We start from the raw sequence: 25829 nt of genomic DNA on the forward strand, positions 1-25829 counted from the left end.
TCGACGGTGACGCCCGACCGGAGGTGACCGGCTGTGCGGCAGGTCACCCCGGCGGCACCCCCCGGCGGCTCACCCCCGGCGGCTGGACTCCAGCAGGTCGAGCACGGTCACCAGCGCGAAGAACGCGATCACCACCTCGCTGACCACCCAGCCGTGCCGGTCGGTCCAGGCCCGGAGCCGGGGCAGCGCCGTCGCGGCCCGCCCGCGGGCCAGCAGCAGGATGAGCAGGGGCACGGCGAGCAGCCCGAGAGTCAGCAGGACGAACGGCAGCAGGTGCCACCACGCCAGGTCGTGCCGGGCGACGCTGGCGCCGACGGCCGCCATGGTGAGGTCGTCGGTCGGGGCGGTGGCGACGAGCACCACCCCGAGCCGCAGGGCGTATCCGGGCCCGGCCCGCCGGAGCCGGTCCATCCAGCGGGGTGGGCGGGTCTGGTGCCGGCGCAGGTAGACGATCACCGCGAGGACGACCAGCAGCGCCAGCACCACCCAGTCGATCCGGCTCGCGGTCCGTTCGAACCGGACGACGTCGCTCTCCGCCCTCGCCTCCGGACCGCGCAGCAGTCTGGTGAGCAGCCAGCTCAGCGTCACCCCGGTGAGGACCACCGCTCCCGCCCCGGCCAGGTACCCGAGCGAGGCGGCCCGAGGCCGCTCGGCCGACGCGAGGAGCACCGCCGCGACCACCTGCGTCCCGGCCACCATCACCACGGCCAACGGCAGGATGGTCAGGAAGTTCATCGCCCGCCCATCCTCCCGGCCCGTCAGCCGGCCCGGGCCGCTTTGCCCGGATCACCGGCGGGCGAGCACCACCCGGCCGGCGAGCAGCACACCGAGCAGCCCGCAGCCGGCCGCCACGGCCAGCGTCGTCGCGTAGCTCGCCGGGCCCGGCGCCGAGCCGGCGGCCAGCACGGCCCCGGTCAGCGCCAGCACGGTGGCGGCGGCGAGCGAGTCGCCCAGTTGCAGCGCCGAGCTGTTCCGGCCCTGCTCGGCCGGGGCCGACAGGTCCAGGGTGAGCACCGACAGGGACGGGTAGAGCAGTCCCATGCCGAGGCCGGCGACCGCCCAGGCGAGCACCGCGAGCGCCACCGGCACGGCCGGCAGGAGGGCCAGCGTGACGCCGGCCGTGCCGACGGCGATGCAGGCCAGCCCGACCCGGGGCAGGGTGGCGGCGGACCGGGGCGCGGCGATCCGGCCCTGGATCCAGGAGCCCACCGACCAGGAGAGCGCGCCGACAGTCAGCACCAGCCCGGCCGCGGTCGGCGAGAAGCCCCGCTCCCGGGACAACATCAGCGGGATCACCACCTCCGCCCCGGCGAACGCCGCCGAGGCCAGGCCACGCAGGCCGATCACGGTCGGGAGCCCCCGCGCGGCCCGCAGGAATCCCGCCGGCAGCAGCCGCGGTACGCAGACCAGCAGCCCGACCAGCGCCGCGCCGATCAGCCCGGCGGCGAGCGCGCCGCGCTGCTGCCCCCCGTAGTGCAGCAGTGCGGCGCTCACCCCCGCCCCGCAGGCCCAGCCGATCCGGGCCAGCGCACCGGCCGGCGGCCGGGTCGGCACGGCCGCGCCCAGGGCCCGCAGCCCCGGCTGGACCAGCAGCACCGCCGGCAGCGCCACCGCCGGCACGGCGAGGAACACCCAGCGCCAGCCCAGGTGCTCGACGATCAGCCCGGCCAGCGCCGGGCCGACCAGCGACGGGACGACCCAGGCCGCGGCGAACGCGGCGAACACCCGCCGCCGCAACTCCTCCGGGTACGCCTGCCCCACGATCACGTAGAGCGCGACGGAGAGCAGCCCGGAGCCGAAGCCCTGCACGACTCGCCCAACGACCAGTACCTCCATGGTGGGCGCGGCGCCCGCCACCACCAGGCCCGCCACGAACCACGCCACCCCGTGCCACATGGCCGGGCGCGGCCCCCGGGCGTCGCACCAGATGCCGGAGGCGACCATCGCGACCACCCCGGAGGCGAACGGGCCGCCGAAGGCGAGCGCGTAGAGGCCGAGCCCGTCCAGGGTGCGGGCGACCGTCGGCATGGCGGTGCCCACCGCGAGCGACTCGAAGGCGAGCAGCGACACCAGGGCGACGCTGCCCACGGTCATCGCCCGCAGCCGCGGCGACCAGAGGTGTGCGGGCGGTGCGGGCGGTGCGGCGGTGGCGGTCGACATGGGCTACAGCTTGGGACCTCAACCGGGATTGAGGTCAACGGTGAGCCCCGTCTCGTCAGGCCGACTCCAGCGCCTCACCCACCCCCTTCACCAGTCCCGAGTAGTGCTGGTCGGCCAGGAGGTGCCCGGCCGTGACGACGATGGCCAGCGGCCACTCGATGACCTGGAGCGCGGCGAGCACGCCCAGCCCCGCGTAGTAGGCCAGTTTGTCGGGCGGCGGCACCGCCACCTCGCCCAGGAGCGGAATCTCCACCCGCCGGCAGTACGTCTTGATCATTTCCCGCGACCCGCTGAGGTTGCGTGTCAGCGTGCTCATCCGCGCCTCCCCGGCTCCGACGACGACATCGATCTTCGAGTGGCATTCCACGGGCCTCCCCGTCCATGCCCCGGGCAGTGCGGAAACTTCCCCCACCGGAGGGGCATAACGGACGCCATGGCGGGAAGTCGGGCTCGCCGGGACGAGGTGCGGGGAGGCGAGATGGCGTACGGCTACCACAGCGGAAGCACTGGGGAGCGGGGCCGGCCACCCGGCCGTACGCCTCGATGACCTCGCTGGGCCGCGTCGCCGGCCTCCTGCTGTCGCCGGTCGCCGTGCCGGACGCCGTGGCCCGGGTCGCGCGCACCGTCGCCACCGCCGTGCCGGACACCGCCCGTACCGTCGGATCCGCCCTGCCGGGAACCGCCAGGAACGTCGTGCCGGACAGCGTCGCCGACGCGGCGGGAACGGTGGGCGCGGGGGTCGCCCGGCTGGCCCGCCTCGCCGGGCTGACCCGGCGCCGGGTCTGGTCGCGCGACGGCCGGCACCACATCGAGGTGCACGGCGTCTGCCAGGACGGCGGGGACCGGCTGGCCCGGCAGGTCGAGGCGGCGCTGGAGGCGCTGCCCGGCGTGGCCTGGGCCCGGGTCAACGCGCCGTCGGGCCGGGTGATCGTGGCGGTCGAGCAGCCGGAACCGAAGCTCCGCGACCTGATCGCCACCGTGGCGCGGACCGAGCGGGTCTGCCCGCACGAGCCGGACCCGGACATCCCGCCGCCGCATCCGCCCGAGGAGGGACCGCGCACGGCCCGCACGATGGGCGCGCTGGCCTCGGACGCGCTGGGCCTGACCATCTCGGCGGCCACCCGGATCCTGCCGTTCACCCCGGTCCCCGGCGAGGCGGCCGGTTTCCTCGCCGCGGTCGACCTGCACCCGAAGCTGCACGCGCTCGCCGACCGGGGCCTGCGCGCCGACCCCCGCGCCGAGGTGCTCTTCCCGCTCGCCGAGGCGGTGGTCCAGGGGCTCACGGGCGGCTGGGCCGGGATAGTGCTCGACGGCGCGCAGCGGGTGGTGCAGTGGGGCGAGGCGCGCGCCCAGCTCGCCGTGTGGGCGAAGGCCGAGCCGAGGCTGACCGGTGATCCGGACCGCGCGGTCGCCCGGGTGCCGGACGGCGAGCGGCCCCGCCCGGTCCCGGACGGCCCGGTCGAGCGCTACGTGAGCCGGATGCTCGCCGGGGGCGCGGCGGCCGGGGCGGCGGCGCTGCCGGTGGCCGGCGGGAAGCGTGCCGCCGCGCTGGCCCTGTCGTCACTGCCCAAGGCGCCGGGCAGCGGCCGCGAGGGGTACGCCGCCCAGCTCGGCCGGATGCTCGCCCGGCGGGGCGTGATCGCCATGGACCGCAGCGTTCTGCGCCAGCTGGACCGGATCGACACGGTGCTGCTGGACGCCGCCGTCCTCGGCTCCGACCGGGGCGTGCTGGCCGACCTGGCGCCGCTGCCCGGCGCGGACACCGGTCAGGTGGCCGGCCGGGCGTTCGCCCTGTTCGACCCGGCCGCCCCGGAGGCCGTGCACAACGCCGACGGCTGGCGGCTCGGCCCGCTGGACCGGCTGGACGCCGACGACCCCGGGGACACCCCGGACAGCGCGCGGCTGCGCGAGGACGGCGGCCGGCTGCTCGGGCTGGCCGAGGGCGGCCGGCTCGCCGCCGTGCTGCGGGTCGAGCCGGAGCCCGTACCCGGGGTCGACGCCCTGGCGACCGCCGCCCGCCAAGCCGGCCTGCGGCTCGTGGTTGCCGGGGACGACGACGGCCGGTACGACTTCGCCGACGCCCTCGTGCCCGGCGGCGCCCGGCTCGCCGACTCGGTCCGCGACCTGCAACGCGAGGGCGCCGTGGTGATGGTGGTTTCCGGCGACCGGGCCGCGCTGGGCGCCGCCGACTGCGGCCTGGGTGTCTCCGCGCCGGAGGACCTGCCGCCCTGGGGCGCTCACCTGCTGGTGGGCGACGACCTGCGGATCCCCGCCCTGCTCATCGACGCGACCGGGGTGGCCCGGCGGATGACCGCGCAGAACATCCGGATCGCGATGGCCGGCACCGGGCTGGGTGCGCTCGGCGCGTTCACCGCCGACCGGGAACGGCTGCCCCGCCCGACCCTCGCCGCGGTGAACGGCGCCGCCGCCCTCGCCTTCGCCCACGGCGTCTGGCGGGCCCAGCGGCTGCCGGACCGGACCCGTACGCCGGTGCCCGCGCTCAGCGCCTGGCACCTGATGCCCGTGGAGACCGTCCTCGACCAGCTCGGCACCCACGCCGAGGGGCTGGCCGGCGAGGAGGCGGCCCGCCGCCGGCGCGCCGTGACCGGGGACGGGCACGGGCCGGCCGGGCTGCTCCGTGCCTTCGCGGACGAGCTGTCGAACCCGCTCACCCCGGTGCTCGCCGCCGGGGCCGTGCTCTCCGCGACGTTCGGTTCGCTGGTCGACGCCGCCCTGGTCGGCGGCGTGGTGGGCGGCTCCGCGCTGATCGGGGCGGTGCACCAGCGCAACACCGAACGATCCCTGGCCTCGCTGCTGTCCCGCTCGGCGGTGACCGCCCGGGTGCTGCGCGACGGCGCGGAGCGGGTGGTGGCCGCCGAGGAGCTGGTCGCCGGGGACGTGGTCACGCTGGGTTCCGGCGACGCCGTCCCGGCCGACTGCCGGGTGCTGACCAGCGACGGGCTGGAGGCCGACGAGTCGTCCCTGACCGGCGAGTCGCTGCCCGTGGGCAAGAGCGTCGAACCGGTGGTGGCCGCCGCGGTCGCCGAGCGGCACTCGATGCTCTACGAGGGCACCACGGTCGCCGCCGGCCACGGCACCGCCGTGGTGGTGGCCACCGGCGAGGAGACCGAGGCGGGGCGCAGCCTCGCCCTGGCCCGGCAGGCGCCCCCGGCCAGCGGGGTGGAGACCCGGCTCGGGAAGCTGACCAGCGCCGCCCTGCCGCTGGCCGCCGGCTCGGCCGTCGCGGTGGCCGGGGCGGGGCTGCTCCGGGGCGTACCCCTGGTCGAGACGGCGGCGACCGCCGCGAACCTGGCCGTGGCCTCGGTGCCCGAGGGACTGCCGTTCCTCGTCAGCGCCGCGCAGCTCGCGGCGGCGCGGCGGCTGGCCGAGCACGGCGCGTTGGTGCGCAACCCGCGGACCATCGAGGCGTTGGGCCGGGTCGACGTGCTCTGCTTCGACAAGACCGGCACCCTCACCGAGGGGAAGCTGCTGCTGGCCGGAGTGGGCGGCGGAGACGACCAGTACGCCCCGCCGGACCGGCTGGACGGCCCGCTGCGGCTGACCCTGGCCGCGGCGCTGCGGGCCACCCCGGCGGCGGCCGACCCGGACGAGCTGCCCCAGCAGACCGACCGCGCGGTACGCCGCGGCGCGGGCACCGCCGACGTCGTGGAGCAGACCGGCGCGCCGGACTGGGCCGCGGTGGGCGGGCTGCCGTTCGAGCCGTCCCGGGGCTACCACGCCACCGTCGGCCGGACCACGGACGGGCTGCTGCTCAGCGTGAAGGGCGCGCCCGAGTCGGTGCTGCCGCGCTGCGCGGCCCGGCGCACCGCCGGGGGTGACATGCCGCTGGACCCGGCCGGCCGGGACGCGCTGCAGGCCATGCTGGCCGAGCGGGCCGGCGCCGGGCACCGGATCCTGGCCGTGGCCGAGTGCCGGGTGGGGGTCGAGTCGGTGACGGACGAGCAGGTCGACGGGCTGGTCTTCGTCGGCTTCCTGGCCATCGCCGACGGGGTGCGGGACAGCGCCGCGCCCGCGGTGCGGCGGATCCGGCAGGCCGGCGTGCACACCGTGATGATCACTGGGGACCACCCGGCCACCGCCGAGGCGATCGCCGCCACCATCAGCCCCGACCACGGCGAGCAGCGCGTCGTCACCGCCACCGAGCTGGACCGGCTCGACGACGAGGCCCTCGCGGAACGGCTCATGGCAACGGACGTGGTGGCCCGCTGCACCCCGGCGCACAAGGTGCGGATCATCCAGGCGTTGCAGCACCGGGGCCGGACGGTGGCGATGACCGGCGACGGCGCCAACGACGCCCCGGCCATCCGCCTCGCCGACGTGGGCATCGCGCTCGGCCAGCGGGGCACCCCGGCGGCCCGCGCCGCCGCCGACCTGGTGGTCACCGACGACCGGCTGGAGACGATCATCGCCACCCTTGTGGAGGGACGGGCCATGTGGTCGTCGGTCCGCCACGCGCTGAGCATCCTGGTCGGCGGCAACCTCGGTGAGATCGCGTTCAGCGTGCTGACCGCCGCCGGCACCGGACGGTCGGCGCTCACCGGCCGGCAACTGCTCCTGGTCAACCTGCTCACCGATCTCGTGCCGGCGCTGGCCATCGCGGTCCGTCCACCCGCCTCCGACGGGGCCGACCACCTGCTGCGGGAGGGGCCCGACACGTCGCTCGGCGAGACGCTGACCCGGGAGATCGCGCTCCGGGCCGGCGCCACCACGCTGGGCGCGACCGCCGGCTGGACGCTCGCCCGGTGGACCGGCCGGGAGCGCCGGGCCGGCACGGTCGCGCTCGCCTCGCTCGTCGGCACCCAGCTCGGCCAGACCGTGCTGGCCGGCGGCACCAGCCCCGCCGTGCTGGCCTCCACCGCCGCCTCGATCGGCGCCCTGGTCGCCGTGGTGCAGACCCCCGGGGTCAGCCAGTTCTTCGGCTGCACCCCGCTCGGGCCGGTGGGCTGGAGCATCGCCGCCGGTTCGGCGCTCGGGGCCACCTTCGCCAACGGCGCCCTGACCCGGCTGGTCGACCGCCTGCCCCAACGCGACGCCCGCCCGCATGGCGAGGCTGATCAGGGGTACGGCGAAGAGCATGACGCCTGAGGTGACCTTCGTCGGTACGGCGACAACCGTGTTGCGGATCGGCGGGTTCACCCTGCTCACCGACCCGAATTTCCTGCACCGGGGCCAGCGGGCCTACCTGGGCAGGGGGCTGTGGTCGAAGCGGAGCACCGACCCGGCGCTGACGATTCCCGAACTGCCCATGTTGGACGCCGTGGTCCTGTCCCATCTGCACGGTGACCACTTCGACCGGGTGGCCCGGCGCGGGCTGGACCGGGCCCTGCCGATCGTCACCACACCGCAGGCGGAACGGAAGGTGCGCCGCTGGGGGTTCCAGGCGGCGGAGGGGCTGCCCACCTGGCGCTCGTACGAGCTGCACCGCGGCGACGAGACGTTGCGGCTGACCGCGCTGCCCGGCCAGCACGGGCCCGGCGCGTTGGACCGGCTGTTGCCCGACGTGATGGGCACCCTGCTCGACCTGGAACACGCCGGCGAGCGCCGCTTCCGGCTCTACGTCACCGGGGACACGCTGCGCCGCCCGCAGCTCGCGCAGATCCCCGAACGGTTCCCGGACATCGACGCCATGCTGATCCACCTCGGCGGCACCCGGGTCGCCGGCATCCTGCTCACCATGGACGCACGGCAGGGCGCCGACGTGGTGGAGCTGATCCGTCCCCGGCTCACCGTGCCCATCCACTACGACGACTACCCGGTGTTCCGCTCCCCGCTGCGGCACTTCGTCGAGGAGGCCCGCCGGCGCGGCTTCGTCCGGCAGGTCCGCACCATCCACCGGGGCGAGACCGTGCCGCTGACCCCCTGACACGGTTCGCCGCCCCATCCGGCGCGGGCCGGAGGGGCGGCGGAACGGCGGACCGGTCAGGCGTGCTCGGAGATCGCCTCGATGAGGTCACCCACCGGGCGGTCCGGCAGCGAGCGGGCCACGTCGGCGACGGCCACGATGCCGACGAGCTCGCGCCCGTCGATGACCGGCAACCGGCGTACCTTGTGCTCGCCCATGGTCCGCAGGATCTCGGCCGCGTCGTCGTCCGCGCCGATGGTCACGGCCTCGCCCTGGGCCAGCTCACCGGCGGTCACCGCGGCCGGGTCCTTCCCCTGGGCCAGCACCTTCACCACGATGTCCCGGTCGGTCACCATGCCCTTGAGGCGGTTGTCGTCGCCGCAGATCGGCAGCGAGCCCACCCCGAGCTCGGCCATCCGCCGGGCGGCGGTCCGGAGGTCGTCCTGCTCCCGGACACAGCTCACGTCGTTGGTCATGATTTCGCGTGCGGTCGGCATTGGCATGACACCTCACTTTCGGGGGGTTGTTGTCCGTACTCCTACCCCCACCGCCGGCAGCCATGCGGCCTGCGTAAATGGATCGATCGCCGGCCGGGGCGGCGGCTAGGGTGCCGGCGTGCCGTCACCTCGCCTGGAGCAGATCACCCCGGACAACGTCCTGGCCGCCTGCGCGATCGCCGTCCGTCCCGACCAGGAGGGGCTGGTCGCTCCCGTCGCCCGGTCGCTGGCCGAGGCGTACGCCCAGCCGGCGGTCGCCTGGCCCCGGCTCATCGTGGACGGCGACCGGCCGGTGGACTTCCTCATGGGCTTCCTCGACGTCCGGTGGCGGGAGGACGATCCCACCGACGTCCGCTCCGGCCTGTGGCGGCTGAACATCGCCGCGGACCAGCAGGGCCGGGGCTACGGGCGGTTCGCCGTTGCGGCGCTCGCCGACGCGCTGCGCGGCCGGGGCACGGACCGGATGTTCGTCACCTGGGCGCCCGGCCCGCACGGCCCGGAACGCTTCTACCAGCGCCTCGGCTTCCGGCTCACCGGCGAGCTGAGCGGTGACCAGGTGGTCGGCGAACTGGCCCTCTGACGGGTCAGTGCCAGGTGGCGGCCGCGCGCCGCAGCCGGTCGTTGATCGCCCGGCCCACACCGACCTCGGGGACCGGCTCGGCGACGATCTCGGTGACCCCGGTGGCGTCGAGCCGGTGCAGGGCGTCGAAGAGCCGCGCGGCCGCCGCGGTCAGGTCACCCTCGGGCGACAGCACCTCCACCGCCGCCCAGTCACCCCGCGCCGGTGGCTCCCGGAAGGCGAGGAACCCGCGCCGCCCGCCGTTCCCGTCGGCCGCCGCGCCCAACCGCAACGGGGTACGCGGGGCGTAGTGCGCGGCCAGCGTCCCGGGCGCCACCGGCTGGCCGGAGCTGCCGGGGCGTACCTCGACCGGCCCGGCCGCCTCGACGAGCGCCTCCACCGGCAGCGCGCCCAGCCGGAGCACCACCGGCCGCCCGCCCCGGGCGTCCACGATGGTCGACTCGATCCCGCACCGGGTCGGCCCGCCGTCGAGCACCACGTCCACGGCGGCTCCCAGCCCGGCCACCACGTGCTCGGCGCGGGTGGGGCTGAGCTGCCCGAACCGGTTGGCGCTGGGCGCGGCCACCGGCACCCCGGCGGCGGCGATCAACGCCCGGGCGGACGGCTCGTCGGGCACCCGCACGGCCATGGTGTCCAGGCCCGAGGTGACGATCGGCGGGATCGCCGCCGGTCGGTCCACGATCAGGGTGAGCGGGCCGGGCCAGAAGCGCTCCACCAGCGCGGCCACCGCGGGCGGCACCGCGCCGACCAGACCGGGCAGGTCGGCGGCGTCGGCCAGGTGGCTGATCAGGGGATCGAAGCTGGGCCGGGCCTTCGCCTCGAAGATGCGGGCCGCCGCCCGGGCGTCCAGCGCGTTCGCACCCAGCCCGTAGACCGTCTCGGTGGGGAAGGCGACCAGCCCGCCGGAGCGCAGGACGGCGGCGGCCTCGGCGATGCCGCTCTCGGCCGGCAGGACGCGCGGGGATCCGGTGCTCACGCACCGACGCTAGCCTGCCGCGACGGCCGGCCCGGCACTACCCTGCCCCCATGGGCAGGCGGATCGCGCTGGCGGTGGCCGGTGTCCTCGTGCTGGTCGGCTGTCTCGGCCTGCTGACCGCCGTGCCGGCCGTCCAGCGGGCCGTCTCGCCGCACGCCGAGCCGACGCCCCTCCCGGTCCGGCCCGCCGGCCAGCGCTACGACGACCTCACCGTCGACCTCGACCCCGGCCGGTACGCCATCTGGGCCACCCGGCCGACCAGCGCCCCGGACGCGGGCCGGTGCCGGGTGACCGGGCCCGACGGGCGGGCGGTCCCGGCGGCCGAACCCGGGCACCTGGTGGAGTGGACCGAGGTGGCCACCGACGACACGATCTGGACCTGGACCGCCACCTTCGCCGCCCCGGCCGCCGGTGGCTACCGCCTCACCTGCCGGCTCGACCCCGACGCCCCCGGCCAGCAGTACGCGGTCACCCGGGAACCGGACCGCCGGCTCGCCCTGCGCCTGCGGCTGGCGTTCTGGCGCGGACTGCTGGTGGCGGCCCTGCCGGCGGGTCTGGTGATCCTCGGCATGACGCTGACCTGGCGCCGCCGGGCGGACTGAACTCGTTTGCGGCTCTCGCCCGGGCCGATCCAGGATGGTCGACGTGACCCGCATGAAGATGCACGCCGACGAGGTGCTGACCGACGTCGACCTGGTTCGCCGGCTGCTCGCCGGGCAGTTCCCGCACTGGGCCGACCGGCCGCTGCGCCTCGTCCCCTCGCACGGGACGGACCACGACATCTACCGGCTCGGCGACGACCTGGCGGTGCGGCTGCCCCGGATCGGCTGGGCCACGAAGCAGGCGGCCCGGGAGGCCGAGTGGCTGCCCCGGCTCGCCCCGCACCTGCCGCTCGCCCTGCCCGTGCCGCTGGTTATGGGCCACCCCGCCGAGGGCTACCCGTTCGACTGGTCCGTCTACGAGTGGCTGCCGGGTGAGAGCGCCAGCACCGCCCGATACGACCGGGACGCGGCGGCGGTCGACCTGGCCGCCTTCATCGCCGCCATCCGGCGGATCGACACCGCCGGCGCGTACCCCCGGCCACCGCAGGCCCGGGGTGCGGACCTCGCGGAACTGGACGAGGGAGTCCACGACGCGGTGCGCCGGCTCGGCGACCGTGTCGACGGCGCCGCGGTGCTGCGCGCCTGGCAGGAGTCGCTGGACGCGCCGGCCTGGGGCGGGCCGGGGCTCTGGCTCCACGGGGACCTGCTGCCCGGCAACCTGCTGGTGGTCGACGGCCGGCTCTCCGCGGTCATCGATTTCGGCGGGCTCAACGTCGGCGATCCGGCCTGCGACCTGCAACCGGCGTGGAACGTGTTCACGGGCGGCAGCCGCGACCGGTTCCGCGCCGAACTGGCGGTGGACGACGCCTCCTGGCTGCGCGGCCGGGGCTGGGCGCTGTTCCAGGCGGTGATGGCCCTGCCCTACTACTGGGACACCAACCCGGGGATCGTCCAGCAGACCTCCCACGCGCTGCGCGAGGTGCTCGCCGACGCCGCCCGTTGACCTACCCGCCCCGGCCGCCCCAGCAGCTCGTCGCGGCTCAGCGCTACTGAGCGGCGTCGCCGCCGGGGCGGTCGGCCGGGTCCCGGTCGGTGTCCGGGAGGGTGGGCGCGTCGGTCGGATAGAGGCCGGCGACGAACCCGTACACCTGGTCTCCGGAGCGGGGGATCTGGGCGAAGCGGCGGGCGAGTGCCTGGACCTCCGCCCAGAACGCCCGCACGTCCCCGATCGGGATGCGGGCGTGGACGAGCGTGCACCGCAGTTCGTCGGCGGCGTGGGCCGCGGCGGCCTCGGCGGCCGCTTCGGCGAGGCCGTTGATGCGCGCGACGACCTGCTTGTCCTCGGGTCGGTTGAGCACGCCGACGTAGAACGTGCGGGCGACCCGGCCGTAGAACCGCTCCTCGATCGCCCGGACCCGTCGCGTCCGCACCACCTTGAGCAGGCCGGCGTCGACCAGCAGGTTCACGTGGTAGGCGACGCTGCTCTTCGGACGGTCGACCGCGCGGGCCATCTCGTTGACCGTGGCGGCCCGCTCCAGGAGCAGCTCCAGCAGGGTGCTGCGCAGCGGGTCGGCCAGCGCGCGCAGCTGCTCGGGCGCGGTGACCACGAGGAGCTCGTCGAGGTCGTAATCCGGGATCTGCTGATTGACCGACATTTCTCGACCGTTCTAGAATTCTGGATCATTCGATCACTCTGGTTCGATGACAGGAGTCTAGAGATGGCAGACATCGTCCTCTTCCACCACATCCAGGGGCTCACCGACGGCGTACGCGCCTTCGCCGACGAGCTGCGCGCCGGCGGGCACACCGTGCACACACCCGACCTGTTCGACGGCGAGCGCCCGGCGACCATCGAGGAGGGCGCCGCGTTGACGAAGCGCATCGGCGGCGCGGTGCTCGACGAGCGCGCCGACCGCATCGTGGCCGACCTGCCGAAGGACCTCGTTTACGCCGGCTTCTCCTGGGGCGCCGCCACCGCCCAGCGGCTCGCCCAGACCCGCGCCGGCGCCCGCGGCGCCCTGCTCTACGAGGCCTGCCTGCCGGTCACCGGCGAGTGGGCCGTCGGCCCGTGGCCGGACGGCGTCCCCGTGCAGATCCACGGCATGGACAAGGACCCGTTCTTCGCGCTGGAGGGCGACATCGACTCCGCCCGCGAGCTGGTCGGGATCGTCGGACCCGAGCGGGGCGAGCTGTTCGTCTACCCGGGCGACGCGCACCTGTTCACCGACAGCTCGCTGCCGTCCTACGACGCGGACGCCACGGCGCTCGTGGTGCGGCGCTCGCGGGAGTTCCTCGACCGGCTGGGCTGACCGGTCAGTGGCACACCACCGCCACGTTGACGAAGAGACCGCACGCGGCGACCGTCGTCACCGCGATCGCGCCGGCCGCCCGGAGCGCGACGTCGGCGCGACCACGCCCGCGCCGGGTGACCGACAACGTCTGCTCCAGGACGACCAGGAACACCCAGCCGAACAACAGGAGCGTGAGGTAGAAGTCCCAGGCGGGGTTCGCGAACGCGCTCGCGTTGCCGTTCCCGCCGTAGTTCGGGCAGTCCTCATAGCGGGTGATCGGCTGGAGCACCGCCAGCAACGCCACGAAGAAGGCGCCGCCGAGGAGGCAGACCCGGAAGCCGCTGAGACGGGACGGCGGCTTCCGGTCGTCGATCATGGGCTCAGCCTAGGGGCGCACCGGTTGAGGTTCGACGGGTCACCTGGTCTGTTCCCGGCTGCTTGCCTTCCGCTGGTGTCTGCGGATGTTCCGCAGGATCTTCAGGGCCTTCTTCGCGGCGGTGCTGACGTGCGCGCCGGTTCGCACCGTGGCGTGGTCCTCCGCCGCGAGGTGCGCCAGCAGTTCCTCGGCTCGTTGGTCGCCGGTCGACCCGAGTGCTCGTGCGGCCCAGAAGCGCACTTCGGGATCCTCGTGTGAGGTCGCCTGGATCAGCCGGTCGAACGTCCTGGTGGCGGGGTGCGCCAGCGCCGCGGCCAGGTAGCCGGCACGCACGGGACGGCGTGGCGACTCCAGCGCATTCCACAAGTGCTCGACCGCCTCGTCGTCACCGATGTCGGCCAGGGCATGTGCGGCAGCTGCCCTGACGTGCTCAGCCGGGTCGTCGAGCACCTGCGCGAGAGGCGTGATCGCCATGAGGTCACCCAACTCCCCCAGGGCTTCGCAGGCACTCTGTCGGGCAAGCGCATCGCCGTGGCCGAGTAGGTCGATCAACAGCGGAACGGCCGCCTGGACACGCAGGGTCGCGCAGCCGGTCGCCGCCCACGCCTGACATCCGTACTCCTCGTCGGCAAGCGCGGCAAGGAGCGCTTCGGCCAGCGACTCGTCACCGAACAGCACGAGGAGATTCAACGCGCGGGTGTAGATCTCGGGGTCGAAGTCGCGGTAACCGGTCACGATCTCCCTGAGGACCTGCTTCGCGGCCGCGTCCTCCCTCTCGGCCCCGGCCAGGAGCACACGCAGTGCCTCCAACCGAACCTCGCGGTCACGGTCGGTCAGCTCGCGGAGTCGCTCATGCACAGGAGACAACCTAAGTCCCGGGAGGGAACCGCGGTGGGCGCACCGGCTCCGCCGAAACCGCCTTGTTGTCGTGCTGGCCCGTCTCTACGGTGCAGTCATGCTCTCGCGAACGCTGACGCTGACCTTCGACGCGCACGATCCGGCTCGCCTCGCGCAGTTCTGGGCCGGAATGCTGGGTCGGGAGGTCGTCGAGGACGCCGGGGCTGCGCTCCTGCCCGGCGATGACACCCAGGTCAGCCTCCGGTTCGTCCCGAGCGACGCGAAGAAGCTGGGGCCGAACCGGATCCACCTTCACCTGACCAGCGCCGGTCCCGACGACCAGCAGCGCACGGTGGCGACGGCGCTCAGGCTCGGCGGCGGCCACCTCGACGTCGGGCAACTCCCCGAGGAGGGGCACATCGTCCTGGCCGACCCCGAGGGCAACGAGTTCTGCGTGATCGAGGCGGGCAACTCCTTCCTCGCCGGGTGCGGCCTGCTCGGGGAAATCGCCTGCGACGGCACCCGCGAGGTCGGCCTCTTCTGGAGCGAGGCGCTGAGCTGGCCGCTGGTGTGGGACCAGGACGAGGAGACCGCGATCCAGTCACCGCACGGCGGCACGAAGGTCGCGTGGGGAGGCCCGCCCGTGGCCCCCAAGAAGGCGAGGAACCGGCAGCGCTTCGACCTCGCCCCGGCCGGTGGCGATCAGCAGGCGGAGGTCGACCGACTGCTCTCCCTCGGGGCCACCCGGCTGGAGGTCGGTGCGGACGGCGCCGTCATGCTGGCTGATCCCGACGGCAACGAGTTCTGCGTCCGAGTGGCCTGACCGCCGGCTGTGCGACCGGCCCTGCCGGGCTGACCCAGGAGATCGCGGAGGTCCCTCGCCAAGCTGGTCATCTCCTCGCCGGCTTCCACCACGAACACCGCACGAAGGGCTCGTCCATGGTCGACATCATGGCTGGGGACGGCTGGTGATGCCGTCCAGGATGGTGACCAGGTTGTGGTGGAAGGTTTCCTCGGCGTTGAGGTGGGCGCCGTCGACGACGAGCCGGGCGACGGTGGGATAGCGGCCCGTTTCGAGCATGCGGGTCAGATAGGGCCCGAGGGCGGCCTGCCAGGCGGACACGTCGGTGCCGGTCGAACGGGCGGTGCGCCGCTCGGTGATCTCCCTGCGGAGTGCTCCGACGATGAACGCGTTGAGGGCGCCCAAGGCCCGCTGGAGATCGTCGATGCCGCGTACGCCAGGGGCCTGGCTGAGCGCCGCCGCGGTCGATTCGCCCACGGCGAGCGCGTGCGGTCCCAGGTGTGGCCTTGCGCCGAGCAGGTCGGCGAACCATTCGTGGTCGAGAGCGGCATCGCGGGTCCGGTGGACGATGGCCAGCACCGTGGCACGCCATTCGGAGTGCTGCCCGGCCTCGGCGATCTGGGCGTACACGGCGTCGACCATCAGATCAAGCAGCTCGGATCTGTTGGTCACGTAGTCGTAGAGCCGCATGGGACCGACACCGAGCTCTTTGGCGATCTTGCGCACCGACAGCCCGTCGAGGCCGTGTGCGTCGGCGAGCCGGATCGCCGTGGCGGCGATCTTCGCGCGGCTCAGCGCCACCGGCGCCGACCGCGGCTGAGGCTCGGGCCGTTCCCAGACGGGCAGCGGTGCGCTACCGTACGGCGTATCCATGAGATACAGCGTACGGTAAGGGAGCTGATGATGCGAATTGCGATCGCCGGTGGCGGCCTCGGCGGCCTGACGCTGGCCCGAATCCTCCACCGGCACGGCATCGACGCGGCGATGTACGAACGCGAGGCGAGCCGATCCGCGCGATCACAGGGCGGATCACTCGACCTGCACCCGGAGTCCGGGCAACGCGCCCTGGCCGACGCGGGCCTCGCCGGCCGATTCCGGTCCGAGGCACGGCCGGAGGGCGAGGAACATCGCATCCTCGACCCGGCCGGGCGCACCCTCGTGCACCACAAGCCGCCACCCGGCTCGTTCTCCGGACGCCCCGAGATCGACCGCGCCGCACTGCGTGACCTTCTGCTCGATTCGCTCCCCGGCGACGCGGTCGCCTGGCAGCACCGGCTCGTCGCGGCGACACCACGACCCGCCGGAGGGTTCCGGCTGACGTTCGATGGCGGGCACAGCGTCGACTGTGACGTCCTCATCGGCGCGGACGGCGCGCGCTCGGTCGTCCGGTCGCTGCTGACCGACGCGACACTGTCCTCCGTGGCCACCCTGGCCGAGCTCAGCATCAGCGACGCCGACCGGCGCCACCCGGATCTCGCCGAGCTGGTCGGCCCGGGAAACCTCTGGTGCATCGGCGTGAGCCAGATCCTGGCAGCGCAACGCCTCGGCGACGGCAGCATCCGAGTCGGGATCTCGCTACCGGCGGACGATCGCCACCTGGACAGCTACCGCAACAAGCGCGCCCTGCTGGACATGTTCGCGGGCTGGGACCCCAGCCTCACCGCACTCATCGAAGCCGGCGACAGCCCGCCGACCCCACGCAGGATCGAGGCGATGGCCACCGGTACCCGCTGGGCCCACCAGCCGGGCATCACCCTCATCGGTGACGCCGCCCACCTCATGCCACCGGTCGGCGAGGGCGCGAACCAAGCCATGCTCGACGCCGCCGAACTCGCGGCCGAACTCGCCAGCAACCCCGCCGACCCCGACTTGGCGATCCGGACGTACGAGGAGGCGATGTTCACCAGGATCCAACCGATCGCCGAAATGTCCGCACGAGTCCAGGCAATGATGCTGTCCCCCACCGCAGCCGACGACATCATCCGCTTCTTCACGCCACGGCCCACCGAGCCGGCAGCCGTGGACTGACAACGCGCGACGCACGAGGACCCGACAGGCTGCCTCGCCCCTCGCGTGTCTTGTGCCATACACGGTCTGTGATCCGGGGCGGGTATCACGATCGCCTCGAACACAGCGCCACGAGATCCTCGGGCGGCCCGAAGCCCTGGCCGATCCGAGATTGGGGTACTCAGCGCCTGGTCTCGTACCTGGTCAGGATCACGCCGCCAGGGAACGTCCGGGTCTCCACCATGGTCAGGTTCACCCAGTTGTCCAGGGCCGCGAAGAACGGCGTGCCGCCACCTACCAGGACCGGATGGGTGACGATCACGTACTCGTCGATCAGCCCGTCCCGCATGGCCACCGCGGCGAGTGTGGCGCCGCCGATGTCCATGGGGCCGCCGTCCCCGGCCTTGAGCCGGGTGATCTCGGTGACCGCGTCGCCGGTGACCCGGCGGGTGTTCCAGTCGACCCTGCCGGTCGTCGAGGAGAACACCACCTTTGGCATGTCCCGCCAGCGGCGGGCGTACTCGATCTCCGCCGGTGTGGCACCCGGCTGCTGGTCGGCGGTCGGCCAGTGGGAGCTCATCGTCTCCCACAGTTTGCGCCCGTACAGCGCCGTGCCTGTCGCCCCCACCCGGTCGGACCACCACTGGAACAGCTCGTCGCTCGGCACACTCCAGCCGAGGTCGTCGCCGGGCGCGGCGATGTAGCCGTCCAGGCTCAGGTTCATGGCGAAGGTCAGTTTCCGCATGGTGTCAGCCTCCCGTGAGTCGGTACTCGAGTACAGACCAGCACGGCGCGGAAGAGTCATCGGTCGGGCCACACCGAGGGCCGGTTCACCATCACGTCAGGGCCGGGGGCGACTCGCGAGCACGCCCGCCCCGCCTCGGCAACCCGGCCGCCGCGGAGTGTCAGGGAGCACGAACCGCCGGCACGACCCGCGACACGACTCCCGACAACGCGAAGACCAGCACCAGGTCGAAGAACAACTCCAGGAAGTTGGCTCGCCGGCTGTCCCGCCCGGCGCTCTCCGTCTTTGCCGCTTCCCGGCCGGGCGGCTCCTGATTCCCACCGTTCCGCCGACCACCGCCCCCGCCCTCGGTCACCGACCCAGTTTCCAGCCCGCGGAGAAGCAGGACGACGAAAGGCTCGAAATGACGGTCCGCTGGCACGTCGTTGCCAGGGCCGGCGACTCGGAGACAGGTGAGGAGTGGAGATGGAGTAGCCCAGGGGACTCGAACCCCAAAACCCGATCATGGGACGTCGGGGATGTAGGCGGCCTTGACCTGCGGTCAGCTCGGCTTGGCCTCCGTTGCCTGACACCTGTCTGCGGAGCTTCAGCCTGGAAGGGTGTGCTCGACTGGTCGTGGTGCCCGAAACGCCTGCGCCCGGCGGCCGGCCCGGCTGCGCCTCGCGGTGCGTTCGCAGCGGCCAACGGACAGCACCACTCAGGTGTTGACAGTTGGCATCTGGCGCTGGAAGTACTCCCGAAGCCGAGCGCACAGGGCGGCCACGCGGGCACCATCCCCACGGGGTGCCTCTGGCCAATCGTCCACGTCCATCCATCCATGTTGGACGGGGGTGCCGGCATGACGGACGAACAGGTGCTGATGGAAATGCGCCACCTGGCGGCCAGCGATCGCGGAGAAGACGAAATCCGGACCCAGCTCGCTCCGAAGCGCTTGTGCACCGACCCATACCGCCCGCGCCACGGCCATCGCCTCGGACTCGGTCAAGGCATCGAGGGATGCCGCGTGCCGTCGGGTTTCCACGAAGAGATAGCCCAGGAAGGTCTGGCTGTCCCTGGCGACCGGCCGATGAGTGACCATCACTTCTTGGCCTTCCCACACACGCGGACCGACAAGGGCGCCTTCGCCGCGGTGCTTCTGACAGATCAGGCAGTCCTCAGCCATTCGGCAAGACTAGGTGCTGTGATGTTCCCCGAGGGTTCAGCGGATCTCCTCGTGGACCTGGGCCCGATGGTCGCTTCCGCGCTGCCCCGTCACGTGCAGTGGGTCAAGTGGCGGGAGAAGGTACGAGATGCGCGACGGGCTACCGCGCCGATCCATCCACGTCATCACGTTCGTAGCCGCCGACAGAGGCAGCGTCAGCCTGGGGTGGCTGGCCGATTCATGCCCTGCTTGAGGCACTGAGTGGAACGCCATGGAGGTATCCGGGACCCGGAGACCTCCATGGCGTTCCACCGACCGTCCGCGTCGGGGTGCGCTGTCCGTTTCGGGAGTGGCCGGCGGCATCGCGGCGGTGGACCACTTCTGGCCACGCGAGACCATCGGTAAGTTGGTCCCGATGATCTTGAGAGGCGTCCCGCCGCAGGTCAGAGGCGGTGTTGGTGGAGCCCAGGGGACTTGAACCCCAAAAACGCGATCATGGGACATCGGGGGTGTAGGCAGCCTTTGACCTGCTGTCACCTCGGATCGGCTTCCGTTGCCTGACACCAGTTTGCGGCCTCAGGTGGTCCCGATGTGGTCCCGATGATCTTGGAGATCGGGGCGGCCCGAGCTGGCACCGTCCGCCTGGTCCTGGTCCTCGACGGCGTTACCGCCCACACTGCCAACTTGGGGCCGCACAAGATCGGATCGGGGCACGGGCGTGTCCGCCAGCGACACGGTCCCCGGTGGCCTGGTCGACACCTCGTAACTCGGGCTTGTGGCCCATGGATTGCCCGCCGGCAGTGATTGCGACGCCTGCTCGCGGTGCGCCTACGGACGCACTGCCTCGCGCCGGCCTTCTCGACGAAGCAGAGCAGTTGAGATGACCGCAGCGAACACGCCAAAGCCCCCCGCCACCGAGACTGCGCTCCGCTGATCCTGCGCCTTCAAGGTCAGATACTCAGCCTTGCTGATGACCGTCACCTCGCCGTGGTTGTTGACGACGTACGCTCCGGCACGCTGCTCCGGCACGCCCGGCGTGCCACCGAGGGAGAGAACCCCGACCAGCCAGAACCCGGCGAACAGCAGCCAGCTCGCCATGAGCAACCAACCCGGCATCGTTTCGCGCAACAGACGCCACAACGCCTGGCCGCCCCCAGCAGGGGTGCCGGTCTCAAGGACCGCGAGGCGCCTGACCGCGAGGAGGGTGGCGACAAAGCCCGGCAGCGCCAGCAGGAATGCAGACGCCAGGATGATCGCCGTGGGCAGCGGAAGTCCTCCCGGAAGCGCCGATGCCGCCAACAGGCCGGCGCACCACACGACCCCGGCCACCGCGACCCGGCGAGTCCATTTCATGGCGGGAAGCTACAGCAGGTAGACAACCTCGCGCACACCCAGGCGCGCGCCACCGATAACCCTCTCCGACCTCTGCCTTGCAAAGATCAAGACTGCTGTCGGTCAGCGTCTGCCAGTGCAGTTGACCTGCTCGTCTCGTCGCCCCGCGTCGACCCGTGGCTGTTGGAGTCGCTTGGCTTGGCTGTACGGATGGCTGTACAGCCGTCAGTCTTGACGGTCAGTCTTGGCGTGCTTGTCTCGCACCCGAAGCCGCCGCAGCCTGCGGAGGTAGTGCCCGGCATAGGAGCGCTGGGCATTGTCCAGCGCCTGGGCGTCTGGGTCTGCGGACGCTTCGTAGTACGACACCTCGGCTGGGTCGTGGTCGTGCTCGATCAGCCGGCCCAGCGCCTGGGCGTCCTGCACAAGGGGCGGCTTCTTCGCCGCCTCCTCGCGCCAGATGTGCCCGCTGATGTCGTCGTCTTGCACGCCGCGATGGTAGACCCAGCCACAATCCGGCACCGTCAGTTTGGAAGAGCGTCATCCACCGCCCGTGATGCCCGAAACGCCTGCTCGCAGCTTCGGCCGAACTGACCGCTCGTGCCCATTCGCGACCGTGAGCGGGCATGGCTTCTGGCCCGTGGACGGCCCGGCGCTCCTGGCTGTCGCCGTTCTGCCCCCGTCCCCCGATAGGTGCCGGATCCTCGACTCCCGGCTGGGGTCAAGGGTGGCCGTAGGCCATCGCGTAGCGACGCGAAGCGCCCTTGATGCCGGACGGGTGGCACTCGTCCGCTCGATCACTCAAACCGATGTGTTGCTGTGGCTGGCCCAGCGTCTTGGCGCGGGTGTACCTCAGCCCAGTCTGCGTCTGTACTTCGAGCTGTTCGACGCGATCATGGGTGCGGCAGTCACGGACAAGGTGATCCCGGACAACCCGTGTGATGGGATCAAGCTGTCGCAGGTGTTCCGCGGGCTCAGCCGCGCGCCGAAATGGGTGCCGGATGAAAGTGACGTGCTCCGCCTGTTCGATGCCGTGCCCGACCGCTATCACGGGCTGCTGTGGCTCGGGGCGGGCGCGGGTCTGCGGATCAGTGAAGCGCTCGGTTTCGAGGATGGGCCGCGCTGCTTGGACGCGGAACACGGCGAGCTGCACATCGTCCAGCAGTTGCGGTACGCGCCGCAGGAGTACCAGGGCGGCTTCTACCTGAGCACCCCCAAGGGTGGCTCGGTCGGCATCGTGGACCTGGACCCGATGGTCGCTTCCGCGCTGCGCCGCCACGTGCAGGAGTACCCACCGACCGAGGTCGAAGTAGTCGACGTGACCTCGGGCAATCCGGTGCGCCGTCGCGTTCCGCTGCTTTTCACCACCACCCACAAGAACCCGTTCACTGACCGCACCTGGTCGGCCGAGTGGGTCAAGTGGCGGGACAAGGCCGGCTGGCCCAAGGAGCACGGCGGCTTCCACGCCCTGCGGCACTTCTTCGCCACGACGCTGATCACCAACCACGTGGACCCGAAGGAAGTTCAGCGGGCTCTTCGGCACAGCACGCTGCAAATCACCCTGGAGACCTACGTCCACTTCTGGCCACGCCGTGAGCGTCGGCGCGGTGTCGTGGGTGACGTGCTGCGGGCCGCCCTCGGTGGCCGGGACCATCGGTAACGTGGTCCCGATGTGGTCCGGACGATCTTGCGGCGTGTCGCGCCGCAGTTCAGAGGCGGTATTGGTGGAGCCCAGGGGACTTGAACCCCTAACCCCTGCCTTGCAAAGGCAGTGCTCTGCCAGTTGAGCTAGGGCCCCGAGGCGGGCGGATTCGCCCGGTGCTGACGGTGAGGCGGGTCAGCGCAGGTCGGGCGCGGTGGTGGCCTCGTGCCAGAGAGCGCGCTCGTCGTTCGATGCCTTGATCTTCTTGGCCACGACGGCGGCGACACCGACGACGCCGGCCAGGATCAGGAGCTTCTTGAACATGGGCTTGACCCCTCGCGCTCGACTACCGTCGGACGATGTGCGGTGGGGCTAGCTGGAATCGAACCAGCGACCTCAGAGTTATCAGCTCTGCGCTCTAACCGACTGAGCTATAGCCCCGCGTAGCGACGAGCAAGGTTAACCCATCGCCGCCGTGGCCCCCAAATCGGGGGGCCGTGGCGGCGCGCTCACCCGCGACACCCTGAAACCTACCCGGATACGCGACGCCGGGGCGACCGCTTTACGCGGTGCCCCGGCGTCGTCGTCAGGTCAGTCCCGCTCGGCGAGCGTCAGCTCGATCCCGCCGACCAGGTCGGCGCAGACGTTGTAGACGAACGCGCCCAGCGTGGCCAGCGCGGTGAAGAGCACGACGTTGACCAGGCCGATCAGCGCGGAGCTGAGGATCACGCCCTTGGCGGTGATCCGGAAGCCGCCGCCACCCTGGCCGCCGCCGGCGTTCACCAGGTCGGTGAGGCTGTCGTTGACGCTCTTGAACACGCCCATGGCGTCCAGGGCCAGGTAGAGCACCGAGGTGGCGACGACCACCACGATGAAGAGCACCACGGAGACCGCGAACGCGAACTTCATCACGGACCAGGGGTCGATCCGCTTGAGGTTCAGCCGGGCCCGGCGCGGTCCGCGCGACGCGGCCGAGCTGACCGAGGTACGCGCGGCGCGTACCGCCTCACCCACGCGGGCGGCCCCGACGGCGGCCGCACCGCTGATGCCCGGCGGCAGGCCGCCCCCGTTGGCGGGGCGGCCCGTGGCGGCGGGACGGCCCCCGTCCGGCGTCGGCTTCGGCGCGGTGCCCAGGCCGGCGCCGACACGCGGCTGGGTGCCGGTGGTGCCGGTGGACGGCCGGGCGGCCGCCGCCGGCTTGGCCGGCTGCGGGGTCGCGCCGGGCTTCGCCGCGGCGGGCGCGGCCAGGCCGTCGGCAGACGTCGGAGCGTCGACCTTCGTCTCGGCCTGGTCGGACGGCCGCGAGTCCTCGTCGGCGTTTTCCGGCGGCGGGGCCATGCCGGGAGCCCGGGTGAATTTCGGGGCAGGCGCGTCGGCGGGGACGGTGGCCCGGCCCACGGCCGCGCGGCCGGTCGCTGGTGTACCGCCCTGTGCGGCCTCCTCGTCGACCGGGTTGGCCGAGGTCCCCGTGTTCCCCGACTTCGCCTGTGTCTCCGTCATCAACTAGTCCTGTTCGTCAGGCTCGTCGGCATTGCGAGCAATCGCCACGATAGTCACGCCGTCCGGGAGGTCCATCAGCTTGACCCCCATTGTGTTCCGGTCACGCGTACGGCGTACAGGCTTCACCGGAGTCCGGATGACGCCACCGTTGCTGGTGATGGCGAACAGCTCGTCGTCCGGGCTGATCACCACCGCGCCGACCAGACCACCGCGTCGTTCGGTGATCTTCGCAGTCAGCACGCCCTTACCTCCCCGGCCCTGGACCGGGTATTCCTCGATCGGGGTTCGTTTCGCGTACCCCCCGTTCGTCGCGACCAGCACGTCCATTTCCATGCCCTCGCGGACGACCTCCATAGCCAGGAGAACATCCTCCTCGCTGAACCGCATGCCGATCACACCGGAGGTGGCCCGGCCCATCGGGCGCAGCGCCTCGTCACTGGCATTGAAGCGGATGGCCTGCGCGTTCTTGGAGACCAGCAGCAGGTCGTCGGTGGGAGCGACGAGGGCAGCACCGACCAGCTCGTCCTCATCGCGCAGGTTGATCGCGATGACTCCGCCGGAACGGTTGGAGTCGAACTCCTCGAGCCGCGTCTTCTTCACCAGGCCGTTCTTCGTGGCCAGTACCAGGTAGGGCGCCACCTGGTAGTTCGGGATTTCGATGATCTGCGCGATCTGCTCGTCCGCTTGGAAGGCGAGCAGGTTGGCCACGTGCTGGCCCTTGGCCACCCTACTGGCTTCGGGAAGCTCGTAGGCCTTGGCCCGGTAGACCCGGCCCTTGTTCGTGAAGAACAGGATCCAGTCGTGGGTGGAGCATACGAAGAAGTGGCTGACGATGTCGTCCTGCCGCAGCGTCGCCCCGCTGACGCCCTTGCCGCCCCGCCGCTGCGAGCGGTAGAGGTCGACCTTGGTGCGCTTGGCGTACCCGGTGCGGGTGATCGTGACGACCACGTCCTCGCGGGCGATGAGGTCCTCCATCGAGACCTCGCCGTCGAACGGCACGATCTTGGTGCGCCGCTCGTCGCCCCACTTGGCGACGATCTCGCCCAGCTCCTCGGAGACGATCCGCCGCTGCCGCTCGGGCTTGGCCAGGATGTCCTTGAGGTCGGCGATCTCCACCTCGAGCTTGGCCAGGTCGTCCAGGATCCGCTGCCGCTCCAGGGCGGCCAGCCGGCGCAGCTGCATGTCCAGGATGGCGGTCGCCTGGACCTCGTCGATCTCCAGCAGCCGGATGAGGCCCTGGCGGGCGTCCTCGACGGTGGGCGAGCGCCGGATCAGGGCGATCACCTCGTCGAGCGCGTCCAGCGCCTTGGCCAGACCGCGCAGGATGTGCGCCCGCTCCTCGGCCTTGCGCAGCCGGAACGCGGTCCGCCGGCGGATGACCTCGATCTGGTGCTCGACGTAGTAGCGGATGAACTGGGCCAGGTTGAGCGTGCGCGGCACGCCGTCGACCAGCGCCAGCATGTTGGCGCCGAAGGTCTCCTGGAGCTGGGTGTGCTTGTAGAGGTTGTTCAGCACCACCTTGGCGACCGCGTCGCGCTTGAGCACGAGCACGATCCGCATGCCGGTGCGCCCGGAGGACTCGTCGCGGATGTCGGCGATGCCGGCGAGCTTGCCCTCCTTGATCAGCTCGGCGATTCGCTCGGCCAGGTTGTCCGGGTTGACCTGGTAGGGCAGCTCGCTGACCACCAGCGCCGGCCGGCCGCGCTTGTCCTCCTCGACCTCGACCACGGCCCGCATCCGGATCGAGCCGCGCCCGGTCCGGTACGCGTCCTGGATGGCGGACTGGCCGACGATCAGGCCGTGGGTCGGGAAGTCCGGGCCCTTGACGATCTCCAGCAGCGCTTCGAGGGTGGTGGCCTCGTCGGCCTCCGGGTTCTCCAGGCACCACTGCACGGCCGCGCCGATCTCGCGCAGGTTGTGCGGCGGGATCTTGGTGGCCATGCCGACCGCGATGCCCTCGGAGCCGTTGATCAGCAGGTTGGGGATGCGGGAGGGCAGGATGGTGGGCTCCTTGGCCCGCCCGTCGTAGTTGTCCTGGAGGTCGACGGTGTCCTCGTCGATGTCCCGGAGCATCTCCATGGCCAGCGGGTCGAGCTTGCACTCGGTGTACCGCATGGCCGCGGCCGGGTCGTTGCCCGGCGAGCCGAAGTTGCCGTTGCCGTCGACCAGCGGGTAGCGCAGCGACCAGGGCTGCGCCATCCGGACCAGCGCGTCGTAGATGGCGGAGTCGCCGTGCGGGTGGAACTGACCCATCACGTCACCGACGACGCGGGAGCACTTCACGTAGCCGCGGTCCGGCCGGTAGCCGGAGTCGAACATGGCGTAGAGGATCTTGCGGTGGACCGGCTTGAGCCCGTCCCGGACGTCCGGCAGGGCACGCCCGACGATCACGCTCATCGCGTAGTCGAGGTACGAGCGCTGCATTTCGACCTCGAGCCCGACCGGCTCGATCCGGTCGTGCGCGACGACCGCGGCCAGTGTCTCCGGGGTCTCCGGCTCGTTCGGCGTGGACTCGGGAGTATCGGTCACTGTTAACCCTTA

25 protein-coding genes and 2 tRNA genes are annotated in these 25829 nt (G+C 72.4%); 9 read left to right on the forward strand and 18 right to left on the reverse strand.

Annotated features, from left to right (window positions below):
- Positions 1-69: 69 nt before the first annotated feature.
- Genes ABZ452_RS18430 through ABZ452_RS18440 form a run of 3 tightly spaced genes read right to left on the reverse strand, consistent with a single transcriptional unit; the run spans position 70 to position 2476 of the window.
- Entirely contained in the window at positions 70-735 is a 666-nt protein-coding gene (locus tag ABZ452_RS18430) for a GAP family protein (protein WP_357944088.1), read from the reverse strand.
- A 51-nt stretch (positions 736-786) separates the two neighbouring features.
- A complete protein-coding gene (locus tag ABZ452_RS18435) occupies positions 787-2160 on the reverse strand; it encodes an MFS transporter (RefSeq protein ID WP_357944090.1) in 1374 nt (457 codons plus the stop codon).
- Positions 2161-2215: 55 nt separating this feature from the next.
- A complete protein-coding gene (locus ABZ452_RS18440) occupies positions 2216-2476 on the reverse strand; it encodes a hypothetical protein (RefSeq protein WP_357944092.1) in 261 nt (86 codons plus the stop codon).
- Between the two features lie 227 nt (positions 2477-2703).
- On the opposite strand from ABZ452_RS18440, the gene ABZ452_RS18445 reads away from it, so the two are divergent.
- Both ABZ452_RS18445 and ABZ452_RS18450 read left to right on the forward strand, forming a co-directional pair.
- Positions 2704-7266 (forward strand): HAD-IC family P-type ATPase, encoded by a 4563-nt coding sequence (locus ABZ452_RS18445; RefSeq protein ID WP_357944094.1) that lies wholly within the window; start codon positions 2704-2706, stop codon positions 7264-7266.
- Positions 7256-8044 (forward strand): MBL fold metallo-hydrolase, encoded by a 789-nt coding sequence (locus ABZ452_RS18450; RefSeq protein WP_357944096.1) that lies wholly within the window; start codon positions 7256-7258, stop codon positions 8042-8044. The genes ABZ452_RS18445 and ABZ452_RS18450 overlap by 11 nt, the downstream gene beginning before the upstream one ends.
- Positions 8045-8100: 56 nt before the next feature.
- On the opposite strand, the gene ABZ452_RS18455 is transcribed toward ABZ452_RS18450, so the two are convergent.
- A complete protein-coding gene (locus ABZ452_RS18455; RefSeq protein WP_357944098.1) occupies positions 8101-8520 on the reverse strand; it encodes a CBS domain-containing protein in 420 nt (139 codons plus the stop codon).
- Between the two features lie 118 nt (positions 8521-8638).
- Between ABZ452_RS18455 and ABZ452_RS18460 the strand changes: the two genes are divergently transcribed.
- Positions 8639-9100, forward strand: coding sequence for a GNAT family N-acetyltransferase (locus tag ABZ452_RS18460; protein ID WP_357944100.1), 462 nt, complete (start codon positions 8639-8641; stop codon positions 9098-9100).
- A gap of 4 nt (positions 9101-9104) precedes the next feature.
- Here ABZ452_RS18460 and ABZ452_RS18465 read toward each other — a convergent pair whose 3' ends face one another.
- Positions 9105-10052, reverse strand: a complete 948-nt coding sequence (locus ABZ452_RS18465) for an L-threonylcarbamoyladenylate synthase (RefSeq protein ID WP_357944584.1) — start codon at positions 10050-10052, stop codon at positions 9105-9107.
- A 74-nt stretch (positions 10053-10126) separates the two neighbouring features.
- Here ABZ452_RS18465 and ABZ452_RS18470 point away from each other — a divergent pair, with 74 nt between their 5' ends.
- Together ABZ452_RS18470 and ABZ452_RS18475 are read left to right on the forward strand one after the other, a co-directional pair.
- On the forward strand, positions 10127-10678 hold the full coding sequence (locus ABZ452_RS18470) for a hypothetical protein (protein WP_357944102.1): 552 nt from the start codon (positions 10127-10129) through the stop codon (positions 10676-10678).
- Between the two features lie 52 nt (positions 10679-10730).
- Positions 10731-11621: an aminoglycoside phosphotransferase family protein gene (locus ABZ452_RS18475; RefSeq protein ID WP_357944587.1), complete on the forward strand. Its 891-nt coding sequence runs from the start codon at positions 10731-10733 to the stop codon at positions 11619-11621.
- Positions 11622-11664: 43 nt separating this feature from the next.
- On the opposite strand, the gene ABZ452_RS18480 is transcribed toward ABZ452_RS18475, so the two are convergent.
- Complete coding sequence (locus tag ABZ452_RS18480; protein WP_357944104.1) at positions 11665-12273, reverse strand: helix-turn-helix domain-containing protein; 609 nt, start codon at positions 12271-12273, stop codon at positions 11665-11667.
- A gap of 63 nt (positions 12274-12336) precedes the next feature.
- On the opposite strand from ABZ452_RS18480, the gene ABZ452_RS18485 reads away from it, so the two are divergent.
- The gene (locus ABZ452_RS18485; RefSeq protein ID WP_357944106.1) at positions 12337-12927 is read left to right on the forward strand and encodes a dienelactone hydrolase family protein; all 591 of its coding nucleotides are present in this window, start codon (positions 12337-12339) and stop codon (positions 12925-12927) included.
- Between the two features lie 4 nt (positions 12928-12931).
- Here ABZ452_RS18485 and ABZ452_RS18490 read toward each other — a convergent pair whose 3' ends face one another.
- Both ABZ452_RS18490 and ABZ452_RS18495 read right to left on the reverse strand, forming a co-directional pair.
- Positions 12932-13285, reverse strand: a complete 354-nt coding sequence (locus ABZ452_RS18490; RefSeq protein WP_357944109.1) for a hypothetical protein — start codon at positions 13283-13285, stop codon at positions 12932-12934.
- A 39-nt stretch (positions 13286-13324) separates the two neighbouring features.
- On the reverse strand, positions 13325-14143 hold the full coding sequence (locus ABZ452_RS18495; protein ID WP_357944111.1) for a HEAT repeat domain-containing protein: 819 nt from the start codon (positions 14141-14143) through the stop codon (positions 13325-13327).
- A gap of 97 nt (positions 14144-14240) precedes the next feature.
- Between ABZ452_RS18495 and ABZ452_RS18500 the strand changes: the two genes are divergently transcribed.
- On the forward strand, positions 14241-14945 hold the full coding sequence (locus ABZ452_RS18500) for a VOC family protein (protein WP_357944113.1): 705 nt from the start codon (positions 14241-14243) through the stop codon (positions 14943-14945).
- A gap of 126 nt (positions 14946-15071) precedes the next feature.
- Here ABZ452_RS18500 and ABZ452_RS18505 read toward each other — a convergent pair whose 3' ends face one another.
- Positions 15072-15893, reverse strand: a complete 822-nt coding sequence (locus ABZ452_RS18505; protein WP_357944115.1) for a TetR/AcrR family transcriptional regulator — start codon at positions 15891-15893, stop codon at positions 15072-15074.
- Between ABZ452_RS18505 and ABZ452_RS18510 the strand changes: the two genes are divergently transcribed.
- A complete protein-coding gene (locus tag ABZ452_RS18510; protein ID WP_357944117.1) occupies positions 15828-16952 on the forward strand; it encodes an FAD-dependent monooxygenase in 1125 nt (374 codons plus the stop codon). The genes ABZ452_RS18505 and ABZ452_RS18510 overlap by 66 nt on opposite strands.
- Positions 16953-17112: 160 nt before the next feature.
- Here the strand turns inward: ABZ452_RS18510 and ABZ452_RS18515 are convergent, their stop codons facing one another.
- From ABZ452_RS18515 to ABZ452_RS18530, 4 genes are all read right to left on the reverse strand, one after another.
- Positions 17113-17676, reverse strand: coding sequence for a dihydrofolate reductase family protein (locus ABZ452_RS18515; protein ID WP_357944119.1), 564 nt, complete (start codon positions 17674-17676; stop codon positions 17113-17115).
- Between the two features lie 697 nt (positions 17677-18373).
- On the reverse strand, positions 18374-18838 hold the full coding sequence (locus ABZ452_RS18520; protein ID WP_357944121.1) for a histidine triad (HIT) protein: 465 nt from the start codon (positions 18836-18838) through the stop codon (positions 18374-18376).
- 807 nt (positions 18839-19645) lie between these two features.
- A complete protein-coding gene (locus ABZ452_RS18525; RefSeq protein WP_357944123.1) occupies positions 19646-20170 on the reverse strand; it encodes a hypothetical protein in 525 nt (174 codons plus the stop codon).
- A gap of 204 nt (positions 20171-20374) precedes the next feature.
- The gene (locus ABZ452_RS18530; RefSeq protein WP_357944590.1) at positions 20375-20620 is read right to left on the reverse strand and encodes a hypothetical protein; all 246 of its coding nucleotides are present in this window, start codon (positions 20618-20620) and stop codon (positions 20375-20377) included.
- A 304-nt stretch (positions 20621-20924) separates the two neighbouring features.
- Here ABZ452_RS18530 and ABZ452_RS18535 point away from each other — a divergent pair, with 304 nt between their 5' ends.
- Entirely contained in the window at positions 20925-21806 is an 882-nt protein-coding gene (locus tag ABZ452_RS18535; RefSeq protein ID WP_357944125.1) for a site-specific integrase, read from the forward strand.
- A 62-nt stretch (positions 21807-21868) separates the two neighbouring features.
- On the opposite strand, the gene ABZ452_RS18540 is transcribed toward ABZ452_RS18535, so the two are convergent.
- The 5 genes from ABZ452_RS18540 to gyrA form a co-directional block, all read right to left on the reverse strand.
- Positions 21869-21944: transfer RNA gene (locus tag ABZ452_RS18540), tRNA-Ala, on the reverse strand.
- Positions 21945-21983: 39 nt separating this feature from the next.
- The gene (locus tag ABZ452_RS18545) at positions 21984-22112 is read right to left on the reverse strand and encodes a DLW-39 family protein (RefSeq protein WP_208818042.1); all 129 of its coding nucleotides are present in this window, start codon (positions 22110-22112) and stop codon (positions 21984-21986) included.
- A 43-nt stretch (positions 22113-22155) separates the two neighbouring features.
- Positions 22156-22229 (reverse strand) — tRNA-Ile (locus ABZ452_RS18550).
- A 150-nt stretch (positions 22230-22379) separates the two neighbouring features.
- Entirely contained in the window at positions 22380-23288 is a 909-nt protein-coding gene (locus tag ABZ452_RS18555) for a DUF3566 domain-containing protein (protein WP_357944128.1), read from the reverse strand.
- A 3-nt stretch (positions 23289-23291) separates the two neighbouring features.
- Positions 23292-25817, reverse strand: a complete 2526-nt coding sequence (gyrA, locus tag ABZ452_RS18560) for a DNA gyrase subunit A (RefSeq protein WP_357944130.1) — start codon at positions 25815-25817, stop codon at positions 23292-23294.
- Positions 25818-25829: the final 12 nt, after the last annotated feature.

It is taken from the genome of Micromonospora sp. NPDC005707 (assembly GCF_040631005.1).
In the GTDB taxonomy this organism is placed as follows: domain Bacteria; phylum Actinomycetota; class Actinomycetes; order Mycobacteriales; family Micromonosporaceae; genus Micromonospora.

What these genes read in the sequence shown, in the direction of transcription:
- ABZ452_RS18430 (WP_357944088.1), bottom strand. Translation starts at nt 735, where the DNA reads ATGAACTTCCTGACCATCCTGCCGTTGGCCGTGGTGATGGTGGCCGGG.
- ABZ452_RS18435 (WP_357944090.1), bottom strand. Translation starts at nt 2,160, where the DNA reads ATGTCGACCGCCACCGCCGCACCGCCCGCACCGCCCGCACACCTCTGG.
- ABZ452_RS18440 (WP_357944092.1), bottom strand. Translation starts at nt 2,476, where the DNA reads ATGAGCACGCTGACACGCAACCTCAGCGGGTCGCGGGAAATGATCAAG.
- ABZ452_RS18445 (WP_357944094.1), top strand. Translation starts at nt 2,704, where the DNA reads ATGACCTCGCTGGGCCGCGTCGCCGGCCTCCTGCTGTCGCCGGTCGCC.
- ABZ452_RS18450 (WP_357944096.1), top strand. Translation starts at nt 7,256, where the DNA reads ATGACGCCTGAGGTGACCTTCGTCGGTACGGCGACAACCGTGTTGCGG.
- ABZ452_RS18455 (WP_357944098.1), bottom strand. Translation starts at nt 8,520, where the DNA reads ATGCCGACCGCACGCGAAATCATGACCAACGACGTGAGCTGTGTCCGG.
- ABZ452_RS18470 (WP_357944102.1), top strand. Translation starts at nt 10,127, where the DNA reads ATGGGCAGGCGGATCGCGCTGGCGGTGGCCGGTGTCCTCGTGCTGGTC.
- ABZ452_RS18475 (WP_357944587.1), top strand. Translation starts at nt 10,731, where the DNA reads ATGAAGATGCACGCCGACGAGGTGCTGACCGACGTCGACCTGGTTCGC.
- ABZ452_RS18480 (WP_357944104.1), bottom strand. Translation starts at nt 12,273, where the DNA reads ATGTCGGTCAATCAGCAGATCCCGGATTACGACCTCGACGAGCTCCTC.
- ABZ452_RS18485 (WP_357944106.1), top strand. Translation starts at nt 12,337, where the DNA reads ATGGCAGACATCGTCCTCTTCCACCACATCCAGGGGCTCACCGACGGC.
- ABZ452_RS18490 (WP_357944109.1), bottom strand. Translation starts at nt 13,285, where the DNA reads ATGATCGACGACCGGAAGCCGCCGTCCCGTCTCAGCGGCTTCCGGGTC.
- ABZ452_RS18500 (WP_357944113.1), top strand. Translation starts at nt 14,241, where the DNA reads ATGCTCTCGCGAACGCTGACGCTGACCTTCGACGCGCACGATCCGGCT.
- ABZ452_RS18510 (WP_357944117.1), top strand. Translation starts at nt 15,828, where the DNA reads ATGCGAATTGCGATCGCCGGTGGCGGCCTCGGCGGCCTGACGCTGGCC.
- ABZ452_RS18515 (WP_357944119.1), bottom strand. Translation starts at nt 17,676, where the DNA reads ATGCGGAAACTGACCTTCGCCATGAACCTGAGCCTGGACGGCTACATC.
- ABZ452_RS18520 (WP_357944121.1), bottom strand. Translation starts at nt 18,838, where the DNA reads ATGGCTGAGGACTGCCTGATCTGTCAGAAGCACCGCGGCGAAGGCGCC.
- ABZ452_RS18525 (WP_357944123.1), bottom strand. Translation starts at nt 20,170, where the DNA reads ATGAAATGGACTCGCCGGGTCGCGGTGGCCGGGGTCGTGTGGTGCGCC.
- ABZ452_RS18545 (WP_208818042.1), bottom strand. Translation starts at nt 22,112, where the DNA reads ATGTTCAAGAAGCTCCTGATCCTGGCCGGCGTCGTCGGTGTCGCCGCC.
- ABZ452_RS18555 (WP_357944128.1), bottom strand. Translation starts at nt 23,288, where the DNA reads ATGACGGAGACACAGGCGAAGTCGGGGAACACGGGGACCTCGGCCAAC.